Origin of the sequence: Nonomuraea sp. NPDC049028, assembly GCF_043197735.1 — a bacterium.
GTDB lineage: Bacteria > Actinomycetota > Actinomycetes > Streptosporangiales > Streptosporangiaceae > Nonomuraea.
The window spans coordinates 617,812-638,690 of the sequence record NZ_JBICTR010000007.1 but is presented as its reverse complement, the minus strand read 5'-3'; the positions used below and the strand labels follow the sequence as shown (position 1 = coordinate 638,690).

The following is a 20,879-nucleotide window of genomic DNA, read 5'->3' as shown; positions in this document are numbered from 1 at the left end:
GCCCCGATGTTCGTCACGGCGGAGTTCATCAATAACACCACTGGTGAGATCAAGTCCCAGACGGTGTTCATGGGCGATTTCCCGCTCATGACGCCGAAGGGCACCTTCATCATCAACGGCACCGAACGTGTCGTCGTCTCGCAGCTCGTCCGCTCACCTGGGGTCTATTACGAGCGTAGCGTCGACAAGACGTCCGACAAGGATCTCTATGGCTGCAGGGTCATCCCGTCGCGGGGTGCCTGGCTGGAGTTCGAGATCGACAAGCGCGACAGCGTCGGTGTCCGTATCGACCGTAAGCGCAAGCAGGCCGTCACCGTGCTTCTCAAGGCACTGGGCTGGACCAGCGAGGCGATTCTGGAGCGGTTCGGCCAGTACGAGTCGATGCGCGCCACGCTGGAGAAGGACCACACGGCCGGCCAGGACGACGCGCTGCTGGACATCTACCGCAAGCTGCGTCCGGGCGAGCCGCCGACCAAGGAGTCGGCGCAGACCCTGCTGGAGAACCTGTACTTCAACCCCAAGCGCTACGACCTGGCCAAGGTCGGTCGTTACAAGATCAACAAGAAGCTCGGCGTTGATTCCGCGATCACTCAAGGCACTCTGACCGAAGAGGACATCGTCTCCGCGATCGAATACATCGTCCGGCTGCACGCGGGCGAGGAGTCGATGTCGGGCACGGACGACCGCGAGGTCATCGTCGAGGTCGACGACATCGACCACTTCGGCAACCGCCGCCTGCGCAGCGTTGGCGAGCTCATCCAGAACCAGGTCCGCCTGGGTCTGGCCCGTATGGAGCGCGTCGTGCGCGAGCGGATGACGACCCAGGACGTCGAGGCGATCACGCCGCAGACCCTGATCAACATCCGCCCGGTCGTGGCGTCCATGAAGGAGTTCTTCGGCACCTCGCAGCTGTCGCAGTTCATGAATCAGACCAACCCGCTCGACGGGCTGACGCACAAGAGGCGTCTGTCCGCGCTGGGTCCCGGTGGTCTGTCGCGTGAGCGGGCCGGTTTCGAGGTTCGTGACGTGCACCCGTCGCACTACGGCCGGATGTGCCCGATCGAGACGCCGGAAGGCCCGAACATCGGCCTGATCGGTTCGCTGGCCTCTTATGGCCGGATCAACGCCTTCGGTTTCGTCGAGACGCCGTATCGCAAGGTCATCGACGGCAAGGTCACCGAGCAGATCGACTACCTGACCGCCGATGAGGAAGACCGTTTCGTCAAGGCGCAGGCCAACACGATCCTCAACCCTGACGGCACGTTCGCCGACGCGCGGGTCCTGGTCCGCACGAAGGGTGGCGAGACCGAGCTGGCGCGGGCCGACGAGGTCGACTACATCGACGTGTCGCCGCGCCAGATGGTGTCGGTCGCCACGGCGATGATCCCGTTCCTGGAGCACGACGACGCCAACCGCGCGCTCATGGGCTCCAACATGATGCGTCAGTCGGTACCACTGCTCAGGAGTGAAGCGCCCCTGGTCGGTACGGGGATGGAATACCGGGCCGCGACCGACACGGGCGACATGGTGAGTGCCGAGAAGGCCGGCGTGGTGCAGGAGGTCTCCGCCGACTACATCACGGTCTCCAACGACGACGGTACGAGCACCACCTATCGGGTCGCCAAGTTCAAGCGTTCCAACCAGGGCACTTCGTTCAACCAGAAGCCGATCGTGGCCGAGGGCGACCGGGTGGAGGTCAACCAGGTCATCGCCGACGGTCCGTGCACCGACAGCGGTGAGATGGCTCTGGGTAAGAACCTGCTGGTGGCGTTCATGCCGTGGGAGGGTCACAACTACGAAGACGCGATCATCCTGTCCCAGCGGCTGGTCCAGGACGACGTCCTGTCCTCGATTCACATCGAGGAGCACGAGGTCGACGCCCGCGACACCAAGCTGGGCCCGGAGGAGATCACCCGGGACATCCCGAACGTCTCCGAGGAGGTCCTGGCCGACCTCGACGAGCGCGGCATCATCCGCATCGGCGCCGAAGTAGTGAACGGTGACATCCTGGTCGGCAAGGTCACGCCGAAGGGCGAGACCGAGCTGACCCCGGAGGAGCGGCTGCTGCGCGCGATCTTCGGTGAGAAGGCCCGCGAAGTCCGCGACACCTCGCTGAAGGTGCCGCACGGCGAGCAGGGCAAGGTCATCGGGGTGCGGGTGTTCTCCCGTGAGGAGGGCGATGAGCTTCCGCCCGGTGTCAACGAGCTGGTCCGTGTCTATGTGGCCCAGAAGCGGAAGATCAATGATGGCGACAAGCTGGCCGGCCGGCACGGCAACAAGGGCGTCATCTCCAAGATCCTGCCGGTGGAGGACATGCCGTTCCTGGAGGACGGCACCCCGGTCGACATCATCCTCAACCCGCTGGGCGTGCCCGGCCGGATGAACGTCGGCCAGGTGCTGGAGACCCACCTGGGCTGGATCGCCGCCCGCGGCTGGGACATCTCCGGGGTCCAGGAGGCCTGGGCCGAACGACTGCGTGACAAGGGCTTCGAGAAGGTCGCCCCGCGCACCAACATGGCCACCCCGGTCTTCGACGGCGCCCACGAGGAAGAGATCGTCGGCCTCCTCAACAGCACGATCCCCAACCGTGACGGGGACCGCATGGTGCAGCGCAGTGGGAAGGCCCAGCTGTTCGACGGGCGTAGCGGGGAGCCGTTCCCCTATCCCATCGGCGTCGGCTACATGTACATCCTCAAGCTGCTCCACCTGGTCGACGACAAGATCCACGCACGTTCGACCGGCCCGTACTCCATGATCACCCAGCAGCCGCTCGGCGGTAAGGCCCAGTTCGGTGGCCAGCGCTTCGGTGAGATGGAGGTGTGGGCTCTGGAGGCCTACGGCGCCGCCTACGCGCTCCAGGAGCTGCTGACGATCAAGTCCGACGACGTCCTGGGCCGCGTGAAGGTCTACGAGGCGATCGTCAAGGGCGAGAACATCCCCGAGCCGGGAATCCCCGAGTCCTTCAAGGTCCTCATCAAGGAAATGCAGTCGCTGTGCCTGAACGTCGAGGTGCTCTCCAGCGACGGCATGTCCATCGAGATGCGCGACACCGACGAGGACGTCTTCCGCGCCGCGGAAGAGCTCGGCATCGATCTGTCCCGGCGTGAGCCGAGCAGCGTCGAGGAGATCTGACGCCTTACGGCTCCTTACGGCTTCTGGGCGCCTTGTAGCTTTGGGCGCCCAGAAGCGTCTTGCGGCCTTGGGCGCTCAGAGCGTCTTGCGGCCTTGGGCGCCCAGAAGCGTATTGCGACATCCCGCCGATCGACATCCGCTACCTGAACGAGCCGGACCCGGCCAGGCCGTTCGGGCCGCCTTCCACTGACCATCAGAACCATTTTGGTCAGTTTGTCGCCTAGAGTGATGGAGGACGCGACAGGAAGGGAGCCGTCATGGCGGGCACGGTCAGGCATGGGCGGGCGCTGGTGGTCGGGCTGGGGATCGCGGGCATCGCCACCGCGCTGCGGCTGCGGCAGGTGGGCTGGGAGCCGGTGCTGGTGGAGCGGGCCGCCGCGCGCCGATCGGGCGGCTACTTCATCATGCTGTTCGGCGCCGGGGCCGCCTCGGCGCGGCGGCTGGGCGTGCTGGAGGCGATCGGCGACCGCACCCCGCAGCCCGCTCCGTACGAGGTGAACCGGTCCGGGCGCCGCCGCAGCCCCGGCGTGAGCCCGGCCGGTCTGCCCGGCAAACCCCGGGTGGTGCTGCGCGGCGACATCGAGCGGGCCCTGTTCTCCGCGCTGCCGGACGATGTGGAGATCCGCTACTCGACCGTGCCCACCCGAATCACCCAGGACGACTCCGCAGTCGAGGTCACCCTGCACGACACCGCCTCCGACACCACAGTCACCGAGCGCTTCGACCTGGTGGTGGGCGCCGACGGGATGCGCTCGACCGTGCGCGAGCTCGCCTTCGGCCCCCAGGACTACCTGCATCCGCTGAACTACATGATCGGCGCCACCGTTCTGGACAAGCCGATCGAGGGCATCGACCAGGACCAGGGCTTGACCCTGGCCGAGCCCGGACGCTCGGCATGGATCTTCCCCTTCTCCGACCACGCTCCGGGCCTGTTGTTCTCCTACCGCACCGACAACATCGACGCCGAGTTCACGCGCCCGCCGATCGAGTCCATCCGTGCCGCCTTCGGCCCGCAACCCCCCGGACCCGTGCTGGAGAAGTTGCTCACGGCGTTCGAGCAGGCCCCGAACCATCTGTTCGATTCGGTGAACCAGGTCAAGATGCCGCGCTGGCACCGCGGCCGGGTCGTCCTGGTCGGCGACGCCGCCTGGTGCGTGACCCTGTACGCGGGCATGGGCGCCTCCAGCGGCATCGCCGGCGGCGAGCTGCTCGGCACCATGCTGCAGCGCCACCCGGCAGACGTACCCGGCGCCCTGCGGGCATGGGAGGCTCAACTGCGGCCGTTCATCCACACCGAGCAGGACAGCGCGCTGACCACGCGTAGGCTCTTCACGCCCCACGACCGCAAGGAACAGATCATGCGCACCCTGATGCTCCGCCTCATGCGCGCGCCGGTCATCGGGCAGGTCATGGGCAAGACAATGAACGGCGCGGCCATGAACAACAAACAGCTCGACGTCGCCGCCGTGTGACCCCGACTCCAGAGACCAGGAAAGTAAAGGACAGCCCAGGTGACCAGCCAGCTGATCGAGCGCCACTCGCGCAAAGCCGCCCGCATCCTGGACAGCGCACGCGAGCTGGTGCTCGACCACGGCGTACGGAAGGTCACCGTCAGCGAGATCGCCCGGACGGCCGGGGTCGGCAAGGGCACCGTCTACCTGTACTGGCCCGCCAAGGAAGACCTGATCCTCGGATTGTTCGCCCGCGAACTGCTCACCTTCCTGGATGAGATCATCACCCGCATCGCCGCCGACCCCGCCACCGTGCTGCCGCGCCGCCTGGCCCCACTGCTGATCCGCACCGGGCAACACCTTCCCCTGGCACGCCGCGTGCAAAGCGGCGACGCCGACCTGCTGCGGCTGCTCACCCAGCAGGCCGGCGACCGCGAGCTGTTCGCCCGCACCACACCCAGCGCCCTGTGCGAGACGGGTATGCCGATCCATCACCGCCACGGACTGATCCGCGACGACCGTCCCCTGCCCGACCTGACCTACGCCGTGCACGCCGTGCTGACCGGGTTCGGCGCCGCCATGTCCGACCCAGCCACCGCCCCCCTCGGCGTCAACGACCCTGACCAGGTTCTCGCCGACACCGTGGCACAACTGCTCGAACCCACCGTCGCCCCCAGCGACTCAGCCATCGCCGCGGCCGCCGAGGAGACCCTCATCGTCCTTCGCCAGATCCAGCAGGCGATGCTGGAGCTCATCGAGCGCAGCCAGGTCACCGGAGAATGACCGCTCCGCGGCACTACTAGATCATCCGAGCAACGGGAACTCGGCGTGTTGGTGCCAGCGGCTGCCGTCGCTGACGAACAGACTGACCGACGACATGTGGGCAGTGACCGGCAATCGTGGGGTGATCGCGGCTTCCACCTCGTGGAACACCTGGGCCTGCTGGCCGTGGGCGACCGTCAGGTGCGGGATGACGTCCGCGAACTGTCCGCCGTACGGTGGCGCTTCCGGCCACCGTGCCGCGACGGCCTCGGTCAGGGCACGAAACGGCTGCTCGGGCGTCGGCGCGAGGTAGAGCACGTCAGGGAAACGTCGGCACTCGTCGAAGCGGACGGCGAACGGGCTGTGCTCGCCGATCAGCGCGGTCAAATCGTCCATGACCGCGGGCCCGATGCGATCGATGTCGAGGAAGGGGAAAAGCACCGTCACATGTGCGGGAATCCCCGCACTCGCGGAGGAATCGAGACGCCGCCGCCAGGGCCCGACCAGCGGCTCTGCTTCCCGCACCGCGGCCAGCAGAGCCGTCTCGCCTACTCGGTACTGTCCTGAAGCGTCATCCGACATGGCCGGATGATCTCGAACTACTCGGCAGGTTCGCCACCCATATTCCTCCCACCGCCCGCCTCAGCGGCGTGCGCCGTGCCAGCCGCGTACGAAACGCTCCCGACCTTGGCCTAGAGCGGTGCTTGAGACCTGTCAGCTCGTGAATCCATAGGTCGATGGCCTGTTCGGGAGCTGCCACTGCTGGTCGGGGTTACCGTGGCAGTCCCAGAGCACCAACCAGGTGCCGTTGGTGGTGCTTCCTCTGTTGGCCAAACCGACGCACTTGTCAGGGGCGGCGAGGCTGCGGATGGCGTAGACGTTGCCGCTGACATTGGCGAACTTCCACTGCTGGTCGGGGTGCCCGTGGCAGTCCCACAGCACGAGCGGCGTGCCGTTGTCGACGCTTCCGCCGTTGGCCAAACCGACGCACTTGTTGGTGCCGGCGCGGCTGCGGATCGAAGCGTCGGCGTTGCCATGCCAATACTGGTCGACATGATAATGACAGTCCCACAGCACGAGCAGCGTGCCGTTGTCGACGCTTCCGCCGTTGGCCAGGCCAATGCATTTCGCGCTGCTACTGGCATTACTGCGAATGTAGGTCGACGGGTACTGGTCGGCGTGGGCGGCGGTCGCCAGCCCGAACGTCAGGGCCAGCGCGGCGGGGATGGCGAGCAGTGAACGACGCACGATTTCCTCCGAAAGCCAGGGAAGTTTTCTGTCACGACTGTCGCCTGACCAATGGCGGGAGGGGCATCCCCAGTTTTAGGGGGTGGCTGGCTGGTCAGCGGCCGGTCGATCCGTCGATCTGTTCGCGGAGGATGTCGGCGTGGCCGGCGTGCCGGCCGGTCTCCTCGATCATGTGCGCCAGAACCCATCGCATCGATGGCGCCGGCCCTGGGCGCGAGGGTCGCGGGGCGGGAAGGGCCAGGTCTGGGCAGGCGTTGATGACCTGGTTCGCTCGCTCGACGGTCTTCCGGTAGTCGGCGAGTACGCCGTCGACGGTGTCCTCCGCGGACGGCCGCATGGTCGCGGGCCAGTCGCCGGCATCCTCACCGAGGAAGTAGAACCGTTCGACGAACGCCAGATGCTTGACCAGCCCCAGAAGGTTGGTGCCCGAGGGCACTCCGGCCGTACGGACCTGCGGTTCCGGCACGCCCGCGACCTTGTCCGCGACCGCGTTCCGCAGATAGTCGAGGAAGCCCCGCAGGGTGGCCTTCTCGTCGGCGCCGGTCCGCGGCGGTGTGGTGTCCTTCATCCCTGTTCTGGATCGCTGCATCGAGTCACTCCACTGTGGTTCGTTGGACGAGCAGGATGTTGTCGATGACGGTCGCGGTCTCACCTGCGGGTCCGGTGGCTTGGCGGCGGGGCATGTCGGCGCGCAGGACCGACCAGTGCGCGGGGTCGAGATCGAGTTCGGCCGCGACCTCGGTGGGTGTGGGGTAGTGAATGTCGGGGTCCTGGTTCCATGACCAGGGCGCGGTGGAGCCGTGGTCGACGATCAGCAGCAGACCACCGGGGCGCAGGGCCTGTGCCGCGGTGCGCAGGACTTGGCTGCGGAGCAGCGGGAACGGGGTCTGGAAGTACTGGGCGGAGACGAGATCGAACTGGCCGGCCGGGAAGCTTCTGGCCAGATCGTGCTGTTCGGTGGCGACCCGGTCCGGGATGCCGAGATCGCGGGCGCGTTCCCGTACCCGCTCGACGGCGGTGGTGGAGATGTCCACGGCGGTGACGTGCCAGCCCTGCTGGGCGAGCCAGATGGCGTCGCCGCCGGCGCCGCAGCCCAGATCGAGGGCGGCGCCGGGGCGCAGTGGTGCGGCGGTCTCGGCGAGCAGCGGGTTGACGCGTGCGTCCCAGGTACGCCGGGTACGGTAGTGCCGCTCCCAGAACAGCTCGGCCTCCTCGTCCGTCGCCCCCTGGTCGCCCGTGGCGGGTCGTCGGCGTCGGTTGGAATCCATGTGAGTTGCCCCTTCGTCAGTCGTGATAGGCACTTTCGGCGCCGGTGATGTACGACAGCATCGCCACCGTCGCTTCCCGCTTGCAAGAAAAGTTGCGGATCCGCATTATCGGGAGGCATGGACAACCCCGCAGAAGACGTGTTGGCCGGAGTCGGGCCACGTCTACGCGCCCTGCGTAAAGCGCGGAGCACCACGCTGGCGGCGCTGGCCGACGAAACCGGCCTCACCGCGAGCACCCTGTCCCGCCTCGAGAACGGCAAGCTCCGACCCACGCTGGAGCAGCTACTGCCGCTGGCCCGGGCGCACGGCGTCCCGCTCGATGATCTCGTCGCGGCGCCGCCCACCGGCGACCCGCGCATCCACCTGCGGCCCGTGCGACGATCCGGGCTGGTGATGGTGCCACTGACCAGGCGGGCCGGTGGCATACAGGCGTACAAGGTGATCTATCCACCCGCCGGCCGAGCGCCCACGATGAACCTGCGGACCCACGAGGGATACGAGTGGTTCTACGTCCTCAACGGACACGTCAGGCTCGTGCTCGGCGAGCAGGAGTTCCGGCTCGGCGTCGGCGAGGCCGCGGAGTTCGACACCCACGTACCGCACTGGATCGGCAGCGCCGACGGCCGGCCCGCGGAGGTGCTCACCCTGTTCAGCGCGCAGGGTGAACGCGCCCATCTGGCACCGGCCAGGCCTTCGCAGGGATGAACCAGTTGTGCTTGGCGCGTCAACCGGGCTGCGGCGGCCTGCCTGCGCGCGCTGACCGACCTCCAGAGATCAAGGGAGATCATGGCGCTGGAAGACTCATCCAACGGCTCGGCCTGCGCCGATGACCCTGAGCCGGGGGAAACGACAGCACTGCCGCTTCCCCCGGCTCACAGATCACGGTTGGCCGCCGATTCCCGGTTTCACGCCGAAGGGGTTGTCGATGGTGTATCGCCAGCGCCCATCTTGTCCGCGTCGGGCGACATCGGTGGCGGTGCCCTCGATGTGTACGGGACGGCCGTCACGATCCGTCCCGTCGATGACCCAGTCGACGATCAGCAAGGCGATGTCGTCGGCGGTGTAGACATGTCGCGGCCGTACGGTGATCGGCAGCCCGAGACTCAAGAATCGCTCATTGGCGGCATGGGCCTCCTGCCCGGTCAGCGGCGAGCCCGGCTCCGGGACGAACACCGCCCCGCCCTCATAGACTTCCGCCACCGCCTCCGCATCGCCGGTGTTGAACCGCTCGGCGAACACCGTAGGCACGTCTTCGGGGCGTTCAGCAAGCTGCCGCATCATCGATGCATGTCCTTCCATCAGGTACAAATCAGCCAGACGCGGCAACGCTAGGAGGCGCCCTCGTGACTCACCAAACGGTTGGCTACCCAGTCCGGCCAGGCTTGCCCGACGACCCTCGCGCCAACGTCACCGAACCCACCCCCTCGTGCCCGGTGGAGATCACCCTCGCGGCCCTGCACGGCCGCTGGACGACCCTGGTGATTCGCGAATTCCTGCACGGCGATCGCACCTTCACCGAACTCCGCCATGCCCTGCCCGCGCTGTCGGACAAGGTCCTGTCCGATCGGCTGGCGCACCTGACGGAAGCCGGTGTGCTCGCTCGCCACCGTCAGCCTGGCTGGCCGCCCCGGGTCTCCTACACACTCACCGCAGACGGGCGCCGCCTCGGCCCCGTTCTGCAAGCCCTATGGGATTGGGGCGCGGAGCACCAGCTCTCTTCGACCGAACGAAGGTGAACCCGGCAGGCGGGAGAAAGAAACGACTGATGTCTGACAACGTTGAGCTCACCGGGCGTACGACACTGAGTGACCTGACCCTCGACGAGATCCAGATCCGCGACCCGTTCATCCTCAACGACCGCTCGACATCGATCTACTGGCTCTACGGCAGTACGGACAAGAACATCTGGTCCGGCCCCGCGGGACCCAGGCGCTCGTGGCGGACACGCCCGAGGGCCCCTTCGCGCCCTGGAGCGACGGCGCGATCACTCCGCCGGAGTGGCAGTGCCTCGACGGCACCCTCTTCGTCGACGACGCGGGCGACCCCTGGCTCGTCTACTGCCAGGAGTGGACCCAGATCCGTGACGGGGCGATCTGGGCTCAGCGCCTCACCAGCGACCTGCGCCGATCGGCCGGCACACCTGTCTTCCTCTTCAACGCCTCCGAAGCCCCGTGGGCCAAATCTCTCGACCACTCCGCGACGTACGTCACCGACGGCCCGTTCCTCTTCCGCCTCACCAGCGGGCATCTGCTCATGCTGTGGTCCAGCTTCGGCGAGCAGGGGTACGCGATGGGCATCGCCCACTCGTCGTCCGGGCAGGTCACCGAACCCTGGACGCAGGAGGAGCGGGCGCTGTGGTCCGCGGACGGCGGCCACGGCATGATCGTACGGCTCCGCGACGGGAGGCTCGCGCTCACCCTGCACCAGCCGAACACCACTCCCGACGAACGGGCGATCATCCACCTGCTTGTCGAGCACGAATCCACCATCGCCCTCGCCGAACGCGTCTCCGGCTGATTACTCGCGTTAACCGGTAGGTCCTACGATGAGTCCTGCCAAGGAATGCGATCGATGAGAGGACCGCATGCCCGTCAAGCGGATCACCAGTTCGGACGTCGCCCGGGCCGCCGGTGTCTCCCGTGCCACCGTGAGCTTCGTGCTCAACGACAAGCCCGGGATGCGCATCACCGAGGAGACCCGGCGCCGAGTCCTGGAGGCCGCCCGCGAGCTGGATTACCGTCCGCACGCCTCCGCCCGTTCCCTGGCGGCCGGCCGCAGCGACGTCGTGCTCCTGGCCATCCCCGACCTGCCCATCGGGGCGGGCATCAGCCGCTTCGTCGAAGAGCTGGCCACCGCGCTGGCGGCCTACGGCCTGACGCTGGTCACCCACCTCGCCGCGGCACACGGCCGGTCACTGCCCGATGTGTGCGCGGCCGTCGACGCCTCCGTGGTCGTCGGCTTCTCCTCCTTCGACCAGGACACCGTCCAGGCTCTGCACCGTGCCGGCGCCGATCTCGTACTCCCCTCCGAGCCCGAGGACGCCTCCCCCATGCGGCACCTGGGCTGCCTGCAGGCCGAGCACCTCATCAGCCGGGGCCATCAACGCCTCGGCTATGCCCTGCCCGGCCACCCCGCCTTCCGGCAGATGGCCGACGAACGCCGGCAAGGCGCCACCGACGCGTGCGCGCAGGCCGGGCTCGAACCGCCCGTGGCGCTGACCGTACACCTGGAGATCGCCAGCGCGGCGCAGGCCATCACCGGCTGGCGCGAACAGGCGGTGACCGGCGTCTGCGCCTTCAACGACGAGACCGCGCTCGCCGTGCTCGCGGGCCTGCACGACCACGGCCTCGCCATCCCCACCGACATGGCCGTCGTCGGAGCCGACGACATTCCCACGGCACGCCTGGCGGCCCCGCCGCTCACCACCGTCTGCTGGGACCTGCACGACGTGGCACGACACCGCGCCGCGACGATCGTCACCAGCCTCGCCGGCGCGGGCCAGGCCCCCAGCCACATCGATGCCTCGACCCATCCGCACGTCGTCCAACGCTCATCCACCTAGGGCCATGCTTGGAAGCCCTCGTGCTGGACGGCCCAGCTCCCGTCGCCGGGGAAGCCCGGACACTCGCCGGTGTCCGCGCTGTCCCACCCGGCGACCATGAGAGAGACAGCGGTGAGGAGAGCCCCGTTGGCCGGTAGGTAGAGGGGCAGGATGCTGCCGATCTGCGGGCTGTGTCCGGTGGCCAGGTAGGTGTTCTTGGCGGTGTCGGTGAGGAGGGCGTCCACGGCCAGGTCGGGGCGGCCGAGGCGGGTGGCGGTCATGGCCATGACGGGGAAGTCCCAGCCCCAGGCGCTGTTCCAGTCCCAGTGATCGCGGACGTCGAGGAGGGTGGCCTCCATGACGGCGGGGTCGATGAGCGGGGTCTCGGGGACGACGCCGAGGGCGCACAACATCGAGGGGTGGTCGTCGCGGCGCAGGTAGGGCTCGGTGGCGATGGCGGAGTAGATGCCGTCGCGCTGGTGGGGCCGGGCCAGGCGGGTCAGCAGGTCCTCTTCGCGGGTGCGGTGGAGCAGTTCGAGGAGGTAGAGGAGGTGTGGCTGCTGCCAGATGAGCAGGGAGCCGATGTCGGACGGGCTCTCGCGGCCGTCCGGGCCGACGTGCTTGGGCCAGCGGACCCCCTCGTAGTGCTGGCGGCGGGCGGTCTCCCGGGCGGTGTCGAGGATGGACAGGGGCGTGGTGCGGGTCGGCGACGGTCGTGACGCGGACCTGGTGTCCGGCGTAGGTGAAGACGCTGGTGAGGGTGCCGGTCCACAGATCGAGGCGCTGACGCGGATCGGTGAGTACGGCGGGGTCGGTCTCTCCCGGTGCGCCTGCCTCGGGTCTGAGGAGGAGCCCGATGCGGCCCAGGTCGAGCCGGTGCGGGTTGGCGTGCAGCCAGGTGCCGGCCTGGCACTCCCGGCTGACGTCGCCGCCCATCATCGCGGCCATGTCGAACTTGTCCGGGTAGTGGACCGGCCCGCGTGAGGTCTCGTACGTCGACATCGCGTCGGCGAGCACGAAGCCGTCGGGGTTCGGCATCGAGTGCCAGCCCCAGGTCGACATCGTCGCGGTGTTCACCGCCAGCCGTCCCTCGGTGCGGGCCGCGGCCTGGTCGTGGAAGGCGGTGCAGGTCTGCATGCCGGTGATGTCGGCGGTGTAGGCGAAGTCGCCGTTGCCGACCGTCAGTACGGCCGCGGGGTCGGGGTGGGTGATTTCGACGGTGTGGCGGCGGACCAGGGCTTCACGGTCGATCATGAGGGGGACTCCACGGTGATGATGATCTCGGCCGGGTCGCAGTCCGGGGCGGAGGCGAGCAGCCGGATCTTGCCCGGTCCGGTGGGACGGACGACGGCCAGGGCGCGGCCGTCGTAGGTGCGGCGTTCGGCCGCGTCGAAGCGTTCCTCGGTGGTGCGGCGTTCGGCCGCGTCGAAGCGTTCCTCGGTGGACGGGTTGGCGCTGCCGAAGCCGATGAGCGCGCCTGTGCCGGAGACCTCCAGACGTACCTCACGGTCGGCCGAGGTGTGGAGGGTTCCGTTGGCATCGGTCAGGGTGAGGGTGATGTAGGCGAGGTCGCCGCCGGTGGCCGAGATGACGGGCCGGTCGCCTTCGGCCCGAAGCCGCACCGGGCCGGTCGCGGAGCGCAGCACGTCCCGGCCGCTCTCGACGCCGTCGCGGTAGGCGATGGCCAGCAGTTCCCCCGGCTCATACCTCGCCTCGAACGCGGCACGGAAGCGGTCCACCGGGCGGCGTCCCAGGGAGCGGCCGTTGAGGAGGACTTCCACCTCATCAGCATCGGCGTAGACCTCGACCGTGACGGGTGCGCCCTCGTGGCCGGGCCAGGTCCAGCTGGGCAGGGTGTCGCTCCAGGCCCAGGGGCTGCCGATGAAGGTCTGGCCGTGGTGTTCGGGCCGCCACACCGCCAGGTAGGGCCGGGTGCGCAGGCCGAAGACGATCTCGCGGTAGTAGGAGGCGGGGCGGCGGTGGCCGGTGATGTCGATGTCGCCGCAGCCGGCCAGCAGGTACGGGTACGGCGCCACGTGCGTGGGCGTCGAGCCGTACTGGGGGCGGCCGATGCCGACCTCGCCCAGGTAGTCCCAGCCGGTCCAGGTGAAGTCGCCGATCACCGTGCTGTACTGCTGGACCAGGGCCCAGTTGCGGTCGATGCGGGTGGGGAAGGTCTCGGTGCCCAGGATGATCCGGTCCGGGAACCTCTCGCGGTCGAGGGCGTAGCGGCTGTCGGAGTAGTTCATGCCGGCGACGTCGAGCACGCTGTAGGACTCGGCGGTGCGCTCGGTGACCACGTCGGAGACGGCGACGGCGTTCATCATGTCCCCGGCGTCGGCCATCAGGGTGTTGATGCCCGCCGCCTGCTCTCTCAGGGAGGCCAGCTCGGACATCACGGCCAGCATGTTGTTGATCGCGTTGGTGACGTAACGGGTGCCGTCCAGGGCGCGGACCTTCTCGGCGAGCTTGCGGCCCCAGGCGGCGCCGGAGGGGGTGCCGGTCTCGGGGATCTCGTTGCCGATCGAGTACATGATCACGCTGGGATGGTTGTAGTCCTTGGCGACCATCGCCTCGATGTCGCGTGCCCACCACTCGGGGAAGCTCAGGCTGTAGTCGTACGGGCTCTTGGCCGAGGTCCACACGTCGAACGCCTCGTCCACGACCAGCATGCCGAGCCGATCGCAGGCGTCCAGCATGGCCTTGCTCATCGGGTGGTGGGACATGCGGATCGCGTTGAACCCGGCCTCTTTCAAGATCTGTACGCGGCGTTCCTCGGCGCGGGCGTGAGTGGCCGCGCCCAGCACACCGTTGTCGTGGTGCACGCAGGCGCCGCGCAGCTTGACGCTCTCACCGTTGAGACGCAGGCCGTGCACGGGATCGAGGCGCAGCGACCGGATGCCGAACGTGACCCGCTCGGAGTCGAGACCGACCAGCGTCACGTCGCACGTGTACAGGGCAGGCTCGGCGACGCTCCACAGGGCGGGATCCCGCACGTAGAGCCGCTGCCGGGCTATCGCAGACTCGCCAGGCAGCACCGTGATCTTGCCGGCGCCGGTCGCCACCACGGCCCCGGCGACGTCACGCAGTTCGATAAGAAGATCAGCCGTGCGGATCTCGATGGAGTCGTTGACCACGGTCGTGGCGACCTCGACCACCGCCCGCTCAGCATCGATGTCCGGCGTGGCCACGCGGACGCCGTCGGGTGCGATCCGGACCACCTCGCCGACCAGCAGCCAGGTGTCCCGATAGATCCCGGCACCGCTGTACCAACGCGAATCCTGGTGAGCACGGGCCTCGACACGGATCTCGTTGTCCTGCCCGAACCGCAGGAACCGATCGGCATCAATACGGAAGAGCGAGTAACCGTAGGGCCGCTGCCCGGCGTAATCGCCGTTGATGAACACGACCGCATCGCGGTAGACACCCTCGAACTCGATGACCACCCGCTTGCCCCGATGTTCCTCGGGCACGAAGAACGTCTTGCGGTACTCGTACTCCCCACCCGGAAAATACCCGCCCGCACCGCCCTCCTCAGAGGGCACCCGCACCTGCTCGATCATGGCATCGTGCGGCAGCGTCACCTCCCGATACGGCACCGTTTGACCGGACAGTTCGGCGAAGGGGTTGGTCTTCGGCCGTACCTGCCAGTTGTCGTTGAAGGACGTGCGGATCACGCGTACTCCTTGATTAGCGAACGGACTTGACGCGCAGCAGGACGACCAGGCCACCGACCACCACCACGTTCTGGTTGGCCTCGGCGATGGCCTTGAGCAGGTCGAGCTGGACGGCGGGCAGATCGAGGTGCCGACGATCGAGCCCCTCGGACTCCTCCCCCTCCGGCAGGCCCAGGAACACCACGACGACCTCTGCCGCCGCGGCCGCCGCCGCGTCAAGCAGAGTGGCATCCGGCTCGCCGGACAGCAGGTAGCCGGGCTCGAACAGCAGCTCCAGAGCCTCCAGGGCGTTGTCGACCCTGACGGGATTGACCTGGGGACTTCCCGCGCCCTGAAACCTCGGCGTACGCGCGAGCTCACCGATCACCGCGATGCTCCCAGAAGCGTCCAGCGGAAGTATCGAGCCGTCATTCTTCAGGAGAACGGCCGACTCAGCGGCGGCCCACCTGGGATCTCCCGCAGCGTACGTTCGTCGGCCTCCGCGCTGACCCGCATCCGGTCGGTCTCTTGGTTGTTCGCCGCGAAGTGCTTGACCGAGGCGCCCACGCCCTTGCTCTGGACGCCGCTCACCAGCGCCGCTCCGAGCCGGCCGGTGACCAGGGGATCCTCCGACAGGTATTCGAAGTTGCGTCCGCACAGAGGCGATCTCTTGATGTTGACGCCCGGCCCCAGCAGGACCGCGACTCCCGCGGCCCGGCTCTCGGCCCCGAGCGCCTCGCCCACCCGGGTGAGCAGGTCGGCGTCCCAGGAAGAGCCGAGCGCCGCCGCCGTGGGAAAGCACGTCGCGGGCTCAGCCACGCCGAATCCGGCCTGCCGGACTTCCGCGGCGAGATTCCGTACGCCGTGCGGGCCGTCGGTCAGCACCACCGACGCGATCGGCAGGCGCTCGATGCTCGCTGTCTCCCACGCGTTGCGGCCGGAGAGCAGTGCGGCCTTCTCTTCCAGGGAGAGGTCCTGGATATTGATCTTTTCGTTCATGGAACGTCCATCCGTCGTACGAGCGGCATGCCGCAGGGCGGGTCAGTCGAAGTCCCGGTCGCACACGTACCGGTCCTTCCAGCAGATGACCCCTGGAACATCCGCTTGCGACGCTCACGGAAGGCTCAGCAGATCTGATTACTCGCGTAACCAACGCGCGTAACCACGTTAACAGCAAGCATCGTGGAGACGGCAAGACATGGCTCTGTAACGAGTCAGCAACAAAGCGCCTGCAACGCGATAGGCCCGTCACCACGTTTCCGCTGGTGACGGGCCTCTAGGACCGTCCTACTGGTGCCTGCTCCCCAGGCCTGGAGAGATCTGTCAGGCGCCAGGAGCCCGGTATGCCACCTCCATCCGCGCGGCATCGTCGATCTCTTCTGGCGTCAGCAGGACAGCCGTCTTCGTTCGTACCGCCCCGGTCGCCGATATCGTGAGCCCCACAGCGGCCGAAGCCGCGTTGCTCGGCAGCTCGACGATCACATACGTGTCTGTCTCGCCGAACGCGAAATACATCTGCTCGACCCGCCCGCCGACGCTTTCCGCCATGCGCTCCACCGCTTGCCGGCGTCCGGTGCCGCCATCTCGCAACACTCCTTTGAGGCCATCCGCGGTGTAGGTCGCCTGGATCATGTACTTAGGCATGGTCGAGTCCCTCTTCTCGTGCCGCCACCCTGCGCTGGGCGGCCATTGCGGTCACGAGGTCGAAATTCTCGGCTTAGGGCGACGGTAATCTCTCCCGCTGTACTGGTTTTCCCCTGCCGCAGTCTTCGTGGGGGCTCAGCCGTAGTAGTCGCGGATTTCCCAGAAGCGAGAGGGGTGGCTGTCGCAGGTGTACTGGACGGCGTGGACGTTGTTCTCGGTGCTGACGCCGCCGGCGATGGTCAGGCATTTGCCGGTCTGCCAGTTCACTAGCTGGACGTTCGACGCGGCCCAGACGGCCGTGGACGACGGCGCGGCGGATGCCGGGGTGGCGGTGGTCGCGCCGAGGGCGAGGAGGGGAGTGATGACGGCTGCCGTGCGAAGGATGTGTGACTTCATGTGACCCAGCGTGCCGAGGTGGGGCCAGCATGGCCTGAGTACCTCGTACCTAATGTGTGCCCTGGGTGGACAGCACCATGGCCGCTTGCGGTGATGGCTGTTGCGGCTTGCGGATCACGGTATCCGCATGCGCGGGAGTGATGCCCAGCGCCAGCACGGCGGCCAGGCCGACGGTCAAAGCGGCGGCACGGCGAGTCCAGGTACGGGTCTTCATACGGCTCTCCCAGTCGGCCGATGATCATGACGGTACTGTGCACCAGCATCAGTGCCACATCCCCGCCCGTCCACCCCAGAATGGCCGAGTGGCCACAAGCGGACAGGCCCTCGCACCCGGAGCTGAGCGCCGCCTGTTTGAAGACCAACCGACCGGCCTTCGGCACGACCGTCAGTACCCCGGGTAGCCACCGCCAGGAGCACCAGGCGCCACGCCACCGGGAGGCATTCCGCCAGGAGGCATGCCTCCGTAGGTCATGCCGACGGCGGCCGCCGAGAGATGCTCCTCCTGGGCCTCAGTGATCTTGCGGATGACGCCGATCGCCAGCACGGCCGCGATGAGCATCAGCACGATGCTCACCACGTCGAACCGCGCGGCGGCGGCCAGCGACTCCAGCTCGTCGGCCTTGAACAGCAGGCGACTCCCCACGTTGGTCACCCAGGTGCCGATCAGCCAAGCCGCCCACCAGGCGTTGAACAGCCCCCGAGGAGGCGAGGGGACGCGGGAGGAGGCGTACCAGATGTCGTCCACGATCTGCTTCGGGAACCAGAAGTTGACGATCGGCACCACCCAGCCGAAGATCAGCCACGGCTGGCCGCGCCGGTGGCCGCCGGGTGAAAGGATCTCGGCGTTCGCCCGGACCTTGAACAACCACACCAGGAACGCCACGATGGCCACGACGTAGACGACCGCCTCGAGGATGCCGGACAGGCCGTAGACGAGGTCGGCCGTGTTGATCTCCGCCTCGGACACGGAGTCGAGGTCAACGACCATGCCGTCCACGAACGAGGCGTACCAGAGGTCGATCCCGGCCGCGACGATGCCGACGAGGGAGTCGCACACCAGAGCCACCACGGCGAAGATGGCGACGCCGCGGACCGGACGTAGTGGCATCGGCGGTGGCGGGTAGCCAGGGTGGGAGGGGGGTGGCGGATACATGGGGCGGCCCTTTCAGAATTGGGGCGAATCAGCATGTCGGGCCAAGACCCAGGAAAGGATCATTTGTCCTTGTCATGAAGCTGGACTTTCGCTATTTGTCACGGTGAAAGCGGGCCCGTCGCTGTCGGGCTCTGGAACCCCATGTACATCGGAGTTTCTCCCGCGATCACCCTGCATGTGGCGTTCTACCAGCTCCAGTAGTTGAAACCAACCCATTTAGGCACGGGGCCTAGCAAGCCACGCAGAGTTGCCGCCTGCGCACTGAGGTCCACGGGGCCTGAGGGCGGGCGCCACGGGAGGCGGGACCAACCGCGCCGTCGCCGACCGTTCAGGTCTGCCCTATCGTCCGTTCAGGTGTCTCCGAGAAGACCAGCCGAACGTGCACAGTCAGTTCCGGGCCAGGAGAAACCTCGCGGCCAGATCGTCGGCCAGCTCAGCGATGCCTCGAGAGCCGTCGACATCCAGCACCGGCAAATCCTGCTTGAGAGCTTGGCGTCGTACCTCGTCGTCCCAGAGCTCGTCGCGGCCCAGCCGATTCACCATCGCCTCGGCGTGGTCGCAGTTTCCCCAGTTGGCTCGCGCTCGGGCTGGGTCAGCGAATCGGGCGCCCAATGCGTGACGCCGGAATTCGGGCGTTGGCCGCAGAAATACAGCTTGCTCGCGCCACTTCAGCAATGGTGCGACGTGTTCGGGCAAGGTACGGAAATCGTCAACCAGAACGGGGCGGTCGGTTGGCAGGGTGAGCAGGTCTTCGATGACGAGTCCGATTGTCTCGCCGTGCAGACTGGGCATGCTCTGGAAGATCTCTTCCGGCGTGCGGCCCGTCCATCTCTGTTCCCGGGGTGTTTGCAGCAGCGCGCACATGTACGGATGTCGCTGCGGGGAACACCGATGGATGTAGTGACGTTCGGCCAGATCGCCGTCATAAACGACCACGTCATAGCGTTCGGCCAAGACCTGGCTGAGGGTGCTCTTGCCCGCGCCGGCACCTCCGGCGATCCAGCGGACATGCGCGAGCCGACGGACGAGATCGGCAAAGTCATATTCGTTCAGGCTGGTCATGCCCGTCAGTCTCACAAGATGGAGCAACTAGAAACAGTCTTGTTCTCGCGTGCCTTGCCGGTGAAGACTGAAGGAGAGGGACGGTTCGTACATACCGCCGTCCGACGAGCTCGACCTCACCCTCGCGCCGCTGATCTCGGCATGGGGGCGCCGCCCGGGATAGCCCGCGGCGTCCGGGCCGCGGTCAGCCACAGGCCGGTGAACACGGCGCAGGCCAGCGTCACGGCACCCGCCACGAGGAAGGCACTGTTGAGGCCGGATTCGAAGGAGGCGCCGCCGGACTCCCGGGTGTGGACGATCGCCCCGAGCACCGCCACGCCGAGCACCGCGCCGATCTGCCGGGTGGTGCTGCTGACGCCGGAGGCGAGGCCGCCCTCCTGCGGGCTGACCGCCTGGATGGCGGCCCCGGTCAGCGGCGACATGGTGAGAGCGAACCCGATGCCGACGACCGCCAGCCGCCACCACACGTTCCCGTAGCCGGTGTTCGCGTGGACGAAGCCCAGCGCCAGCAGCCCCAGCCCGGCCAGCGCCAGGCCGACTGCGACGACGACGCGGAAGCCGTACCTGGCCGCGAACCGGCCCGCGTACGGGCTGACGATCACCATGGCCAGCGAGACGGGCAGGGTCCGCAGCCCGGCGACCAGGATCGAAGTGCCCTGGACGTAGACGAAGAACTGGGAGAAGAAGAACGACGACCCCATCAGCGCGAACCCGACTACGACCATCGCCGTGTTGGACACCGTGAACAGCCGCTGACGGAACAGCCGCAGCGGCAGCATCGGCGTTGACACACGGCCCTCGACCACGACGAACGCGGCCAGGAGCACCAGCCCGGCGGCGAAGCCGCCAAGGATCACCGGCGAGGTCCAGCCCCGGGAACCGCCCTCGATCAGGCCGTAGGTCACAGCGCCCACGCCCGCGACGGACAGGACCGTGCCGGGGATGTCGATCGGCGGCGCGCTCGGGTTGCGGGACTCCCCCAGCACGCGCAGCCCGGCCAGCAGCAGGACCGCCCCGATGGGCACGTTGACCAGGAAGATGGCGGGCCAGCCGAAGGTTTCCACCAGGATCCCGCCCGCCAGCGGCCCGGCGGCCAGGCCGATGCCGCTGAACCCGGCCCACAACCCGATCGCTCTGACGCGCTCCCTCGGAGCGGGATACGCGGCGGCGAGCAACGCCAGCGAGGCGGGGCTCAGCGCCGCGGCCCCAACGCCCTGCAGCATCCGCCCGGCGATCAGCCAGCCGATCGAAGGCGCGAGCGAACACACCACCGACGCGGCCGTGAACACCACCACCCCGGCCAGGAACACCCGCCTGCGGCCGAACCGGTCGGCGAAGACGCCGCCCGACAGCAGCAGCATGGCCACCAGCAGCACGTAGGCGTCGACGATCCACTGCAGGCCGGTCAGCCCGGTGTGGAGCCGCTGCTGCATGTCGGGCAAGGCGGCGCCGACGATCGTGTTGTCGAGCAGCACCATGAACTGACCCGCGCAGGTCAGGGTGAGCAACGCTTTCACGCAAATCCCTTCTAAAGCAGTTAATGACTGGTCTCACGCTGTTGAACGC

The 20,879-nt window shown here is 67.8% G+C and carries 23 protein-coding genes; 8 read left to right on the top strand and 15 right to left on the bottom strand.

Annotation, left to right across the window (positions count from 1 at the left end; all coding sequences use genetic code 11):
* From ACGFJ2_RS30265 to ACGFJ2_RS30255, 3 genes are all read left to right on the top strand, one after another.
* A partial coding sequence (locus tag ACGFJ2_RS30265; RefSeq protein ID WP_393473956.1) for a DNA-directed RNA polymerase subunit beta occupies positions 1-3,132 on the top strand: 3,132 nt, incomplete at its 5' end.
* 257 nt (positions 3,133-3,389) lie between these two features.
* Positions 3,390-4,604 carry an FAD-dependent monooxygenase gene (locus tag ACGFJ2_RS30260; protein WP_393473953.1) on the top strand — a complete coding sequence of 405 codons (1,215 nt, stop codon included), beginning with the start codon at positions 3,390-3,392 and terminating at the stop codon, positions 4,602-4,604.
* Between the two features lie 39 nt (positions 4,605-4,643).
* Positions 4,644-5,366 carry a helix-turn-helix domain-containing protein gene (locus tag ACGFJ2_RS30255; RefSeq protein ID WP_357954984.1) on the top strand — a complete coding sequence of 241 codons (723 nt, stop codon included), beginning with the start codon at positions 4,644-4,646 and terminating at the stop codon, positions 5,364-5,366.
* A 21-nt stretch (positions 5,367-5,387) separates the two neighbouring features.
* Here ACGFJ2_RS30255 and ACGFJ2_RS30250 read toward each other — a convergent pair whose 3' ends face one another.
* The 4 genes from ACGFJ2_RS30250 to ACGFJ2_RS30235 all read right to left on the bottom strand — a co-directional run bounded on the left by ACGFJ2_RS30250 (position 5,388) and on the right by ACGFJ2_RS30235 (position 7,861).
* Entirely contained in the window at positions 5,388-5,927 is a 540-nt protein-coding gene (locus tag ACGFJ2_RS30250) for a 2'-5' RNA ligase family protein (RefSeq protein ID WP_358204631.1), read from the bottom strand.
* A 132-nt stretch (positions 5,928-6,059) separates the two neighbouring features.
* Positions 6,060-6,593, bottom strand: a complete 534-nt coding sequence (locus ACGFJ2_RS30245) for an RICIN domain-containing protein (protein WP_393473948.1) — start codon at positions 6,591-6,593, stop codon at positions 6,060-6,062.
* A 94-nt stretch (positions 6,594-6,687) separates the two neighbouring features.
* On the bottom strand, positions 6,688-7,182 hold the full coding sequence (locus ACGFJ2_RS30240) for a DinB family protein (RefSeq protein WP_357954978.1): 495 nt from the start codon (positions 7,180-7,182) through the stop codon (positions 6,688-6,690).
* 4 nt (positions 7,183-7,186) lie between these two features.
* A complete protein-coding gene (locus ACGFJ2_RS30235; RefSeq protein WP_393473944.1) occupies positions 7,187-7,861 on the bottom strand; it encodes a class I SAM-dependent methyltransferase in 675 nt (224 codons plus the stop codon).
* A 117-nt stretch (positions 7,862-7,978) separates the two neighbouring features.
* Here ACGFJ2_RS30235 and ACGFJ2_RS30230 point away from each other — a divergent pair, with 117 nt between their 5' ends.
* Positions 7,979-8,566 carry an XRE family transcriptional regulator gene (locus tag ACGFJ2_RS30230; protein ID WP_357954974.1) on the top strand — a complete coding sequence of 196 codons (588 nt, stop codon included), beginning with the start codon at positions 7,979-7,981 and terminating at the stop codon, positions 8,564-8,566.
* Between the two features lie 174 nt (positions 8,567-8,740).
* On the opposite strand, the gene ACGFJ2_RS30225 is transcribed toward ACGFJ2_RS30230, so the two are convergent.
* Positions 8,741-9,187 (bottom strand): YybH family protein, encoded by a 447-nt coding sequence (locus ACGFJ2_RS30225; protein WP_393473941.1) that lies wholly within the window; start codon positions 9,185-9,187, stop codon positions 8,741-8,743.
* Between the two features lie 56 nt (positions 9,188-9,243).
* Between ACGFJ2_RS30225 and ACGFJ2_RS30220 the strand changes: the two genes are divergently transcribed.
* The 3 genes from ACGFJ2_RS30220 (at position 9,244) to ACGFJ2_RS30210 (ending at position 11,423) form a co-directional block, all read left to right on the top strand.
* The gene (locus tag ACGFJ2_RS30220) at positions 9,244-9,597 is read left to right on the top strand and encodes a winged helix-turn-helix transcriptional regulator (protein ID WP_393473938.1); all 354 of its coding nucleotides are present in this window, start codon (positions 9,244-9,246) and stop codon (positions 9,595-9,597) included.
* A gap of 199 nt (positions 9,598-9,796) precedes the next feature.
* Positions 9,797-10,378 (top strand): family 43 glycosylhydrolase, encoded by a 582-nt coding sequence (locus tag ACGFJ2_RS30215; RefSeq protein WP_393473935.1) that lies wholly within the window; start codon positions 9,797-9,799, stop codon positions 10,376-10,378.
* Positions 10,379-10,445: 67 nt separating this feature from the next.
* A complete protein-coding gene (locus tag ACGFJ2_RS30210) occupies positions 10,446-11,423 on the top strand; it encodes a LacI family DNA-binding transcriptional regulator (RefSeq protein ID WP_393473932.1) in 978 nt (325 codons plus the stop codon).
* On the opposite strand, the gene ACGFJ2_RS30205 is transcribed toward ACGFJ2_RS30210, so the two are convergent.
* Positions 11,420-11,815, bottom strand: a complete 396-nt coding sequence (locus ACGFJ2_RS30205; RefSeq protein WP_393473929.1) for a hypothetical protein — start codon at positions 11,813-11,815, stop codon at positions 11,420-11,422. The two genes, ACGFJ2_RS30210 and ACGFJ2_RS30205, sit on opposite strands and share 4 nt — an antisense overlap.
* A 268-nt stretch (positions 11,816-12,083) precedes the next feature.
* Here ACGFJ2_RS30205 and ACGFJ2_RS30200 point away from each other — a divergent pair, with 268 nt between their 5' ends.
* The gene (locus ACGFJ2_RS30200; protein ID WP_393473926.1) at positions 12,084-12,386 is read left to right on the top strand and encodes a hypothetical protein; all 303 of its coding nucleotides are present in this window, start codon (positions 12,084-12,086) and stop codon (positions 12,384-12,386) included.
* 266 nt (positions 12,387-12,652) lie between these two features.
* On the opposite strand, the gene ACGFJ2_RS30195 is transcribed toward ACGFJ2_RS30200, so the two are convergent.
* From ACGFJ2_RS30195 to ACGFJ2_RS30155, 9 genes are all read right to left on the bottom strand, one after another.
* Positions 12,653-15,079, bottom strand: coding sequence for a glycoside hydrolase family 2 TIM barrel-domain containing protein (locus ACGFJ2_RS30195; protein ID WP_393473923.1), 2,427 nt, complete (start codon positions 15,077-15,079; stop codon positions 12,653-12,655).
* A 13-nt stretch (positions 15,080-15,092) separates the two neighbouring features.
* Complete coding sequence (locus ACGFJ2_RS30190; protein WP_393473920.1) at positions 15,093-15,446, bottom strand: glycoside hydrolase family 3 C-terminal domain-containing protein; 354 nt, start codon at positions 15,444-15,446, stop codon at positions 15,093-15,095.
* 47 nt (positions 15,447-15,493) lie between these two features.
* A complete protein-coding gene (locus tag ACGFJ2_RS30185) occupies positions 15,494-16,057 on the bottom strand; it encodes a glycoside hydrolase family 3 N-terminal domain-containing protein (RefSeq protein ID WP_393473917.1) in 564 nt (187 codons plus the stop codon).
* Positions 16,058-16,381: 324 nt separating this feature from the next.
* Positions 16,382-16,702: a GYD domain-containing protein gene (locus ACGFJ2_RS30180; RefSeq protein ID WP_357655454.1), complete on the bottom strand. Its 321-nt coding sequence runs from the start codon at positions 16,700-16,702 to the stop codon at positions 16,382-16,384.
* 135 nt (positions 16,703-16,837) lie between these two features.
* Complete coding sequence (locus ACGFJ2_RS30175) at positions 16,838-17,098, bottom strand: RICIN domain-containing protein (protein ID WP_393473912.1); 261 nt, start codon at positions 17,096-17,098, stop codon at positions 16,838-16,840.
* A 49-nt stretch (positions 17,099-17,147) separates the two neighbouring features.
* Positions 17,148-17,312 carry a hypothetical protein gene (locus tag ACGFJ2_RS30170; RefSeq protein WP_357954955.1) on the bottom strand — a complete coding sequence of 55 codons (165 nt, stop codon included), beginning with the start codon at positions 17,310-17,312 and terminating at the stop codon, positions 17,148-17,150.
* A 171-nt stretch (positions 17,313-17,483) separates the two neighbouring features.
* Positions 17,484-18,206 carry a DUF4328 domain-containing protein gene (locus ACGFJ2_RS30165; protein ID WP_393473909.1) on the bottom strand — a complete coding sequence of 241 codons (723 nt, stop codon included), beginning with the start codon at positions 18,204-18,206 and terminating at the stop codon, positions 17,484-17,486.
* 432 nt (positions 18,207-18,638) lie between these two features.
* The gene (locus ACGFJ2_RS30160; protein ID WP_393473906.1) at positions 18,639-19,313 is read right to left on the bottom strand and encodes a hypothetical protein; all 675 of its coding nucleotides are present in this window, start codon (positions 19,311-19,313) and stop codon (positions 18,639-18,641) included.
* Between the two features lie 116 nt (positions 19,314-19,429).
* Complete coding sequence (locus ACGFJ2_RS30155) at positions 19,430-20,830, bottom strand: MFS transporter (RefSeq protein WP_393473903.1); 1,401 nt, start codon at positions 20,828-20,830, stop codon at positions 19,430-19,432.
* Positions 20,831-20,879: the final 49 nt, after the last annotated feature.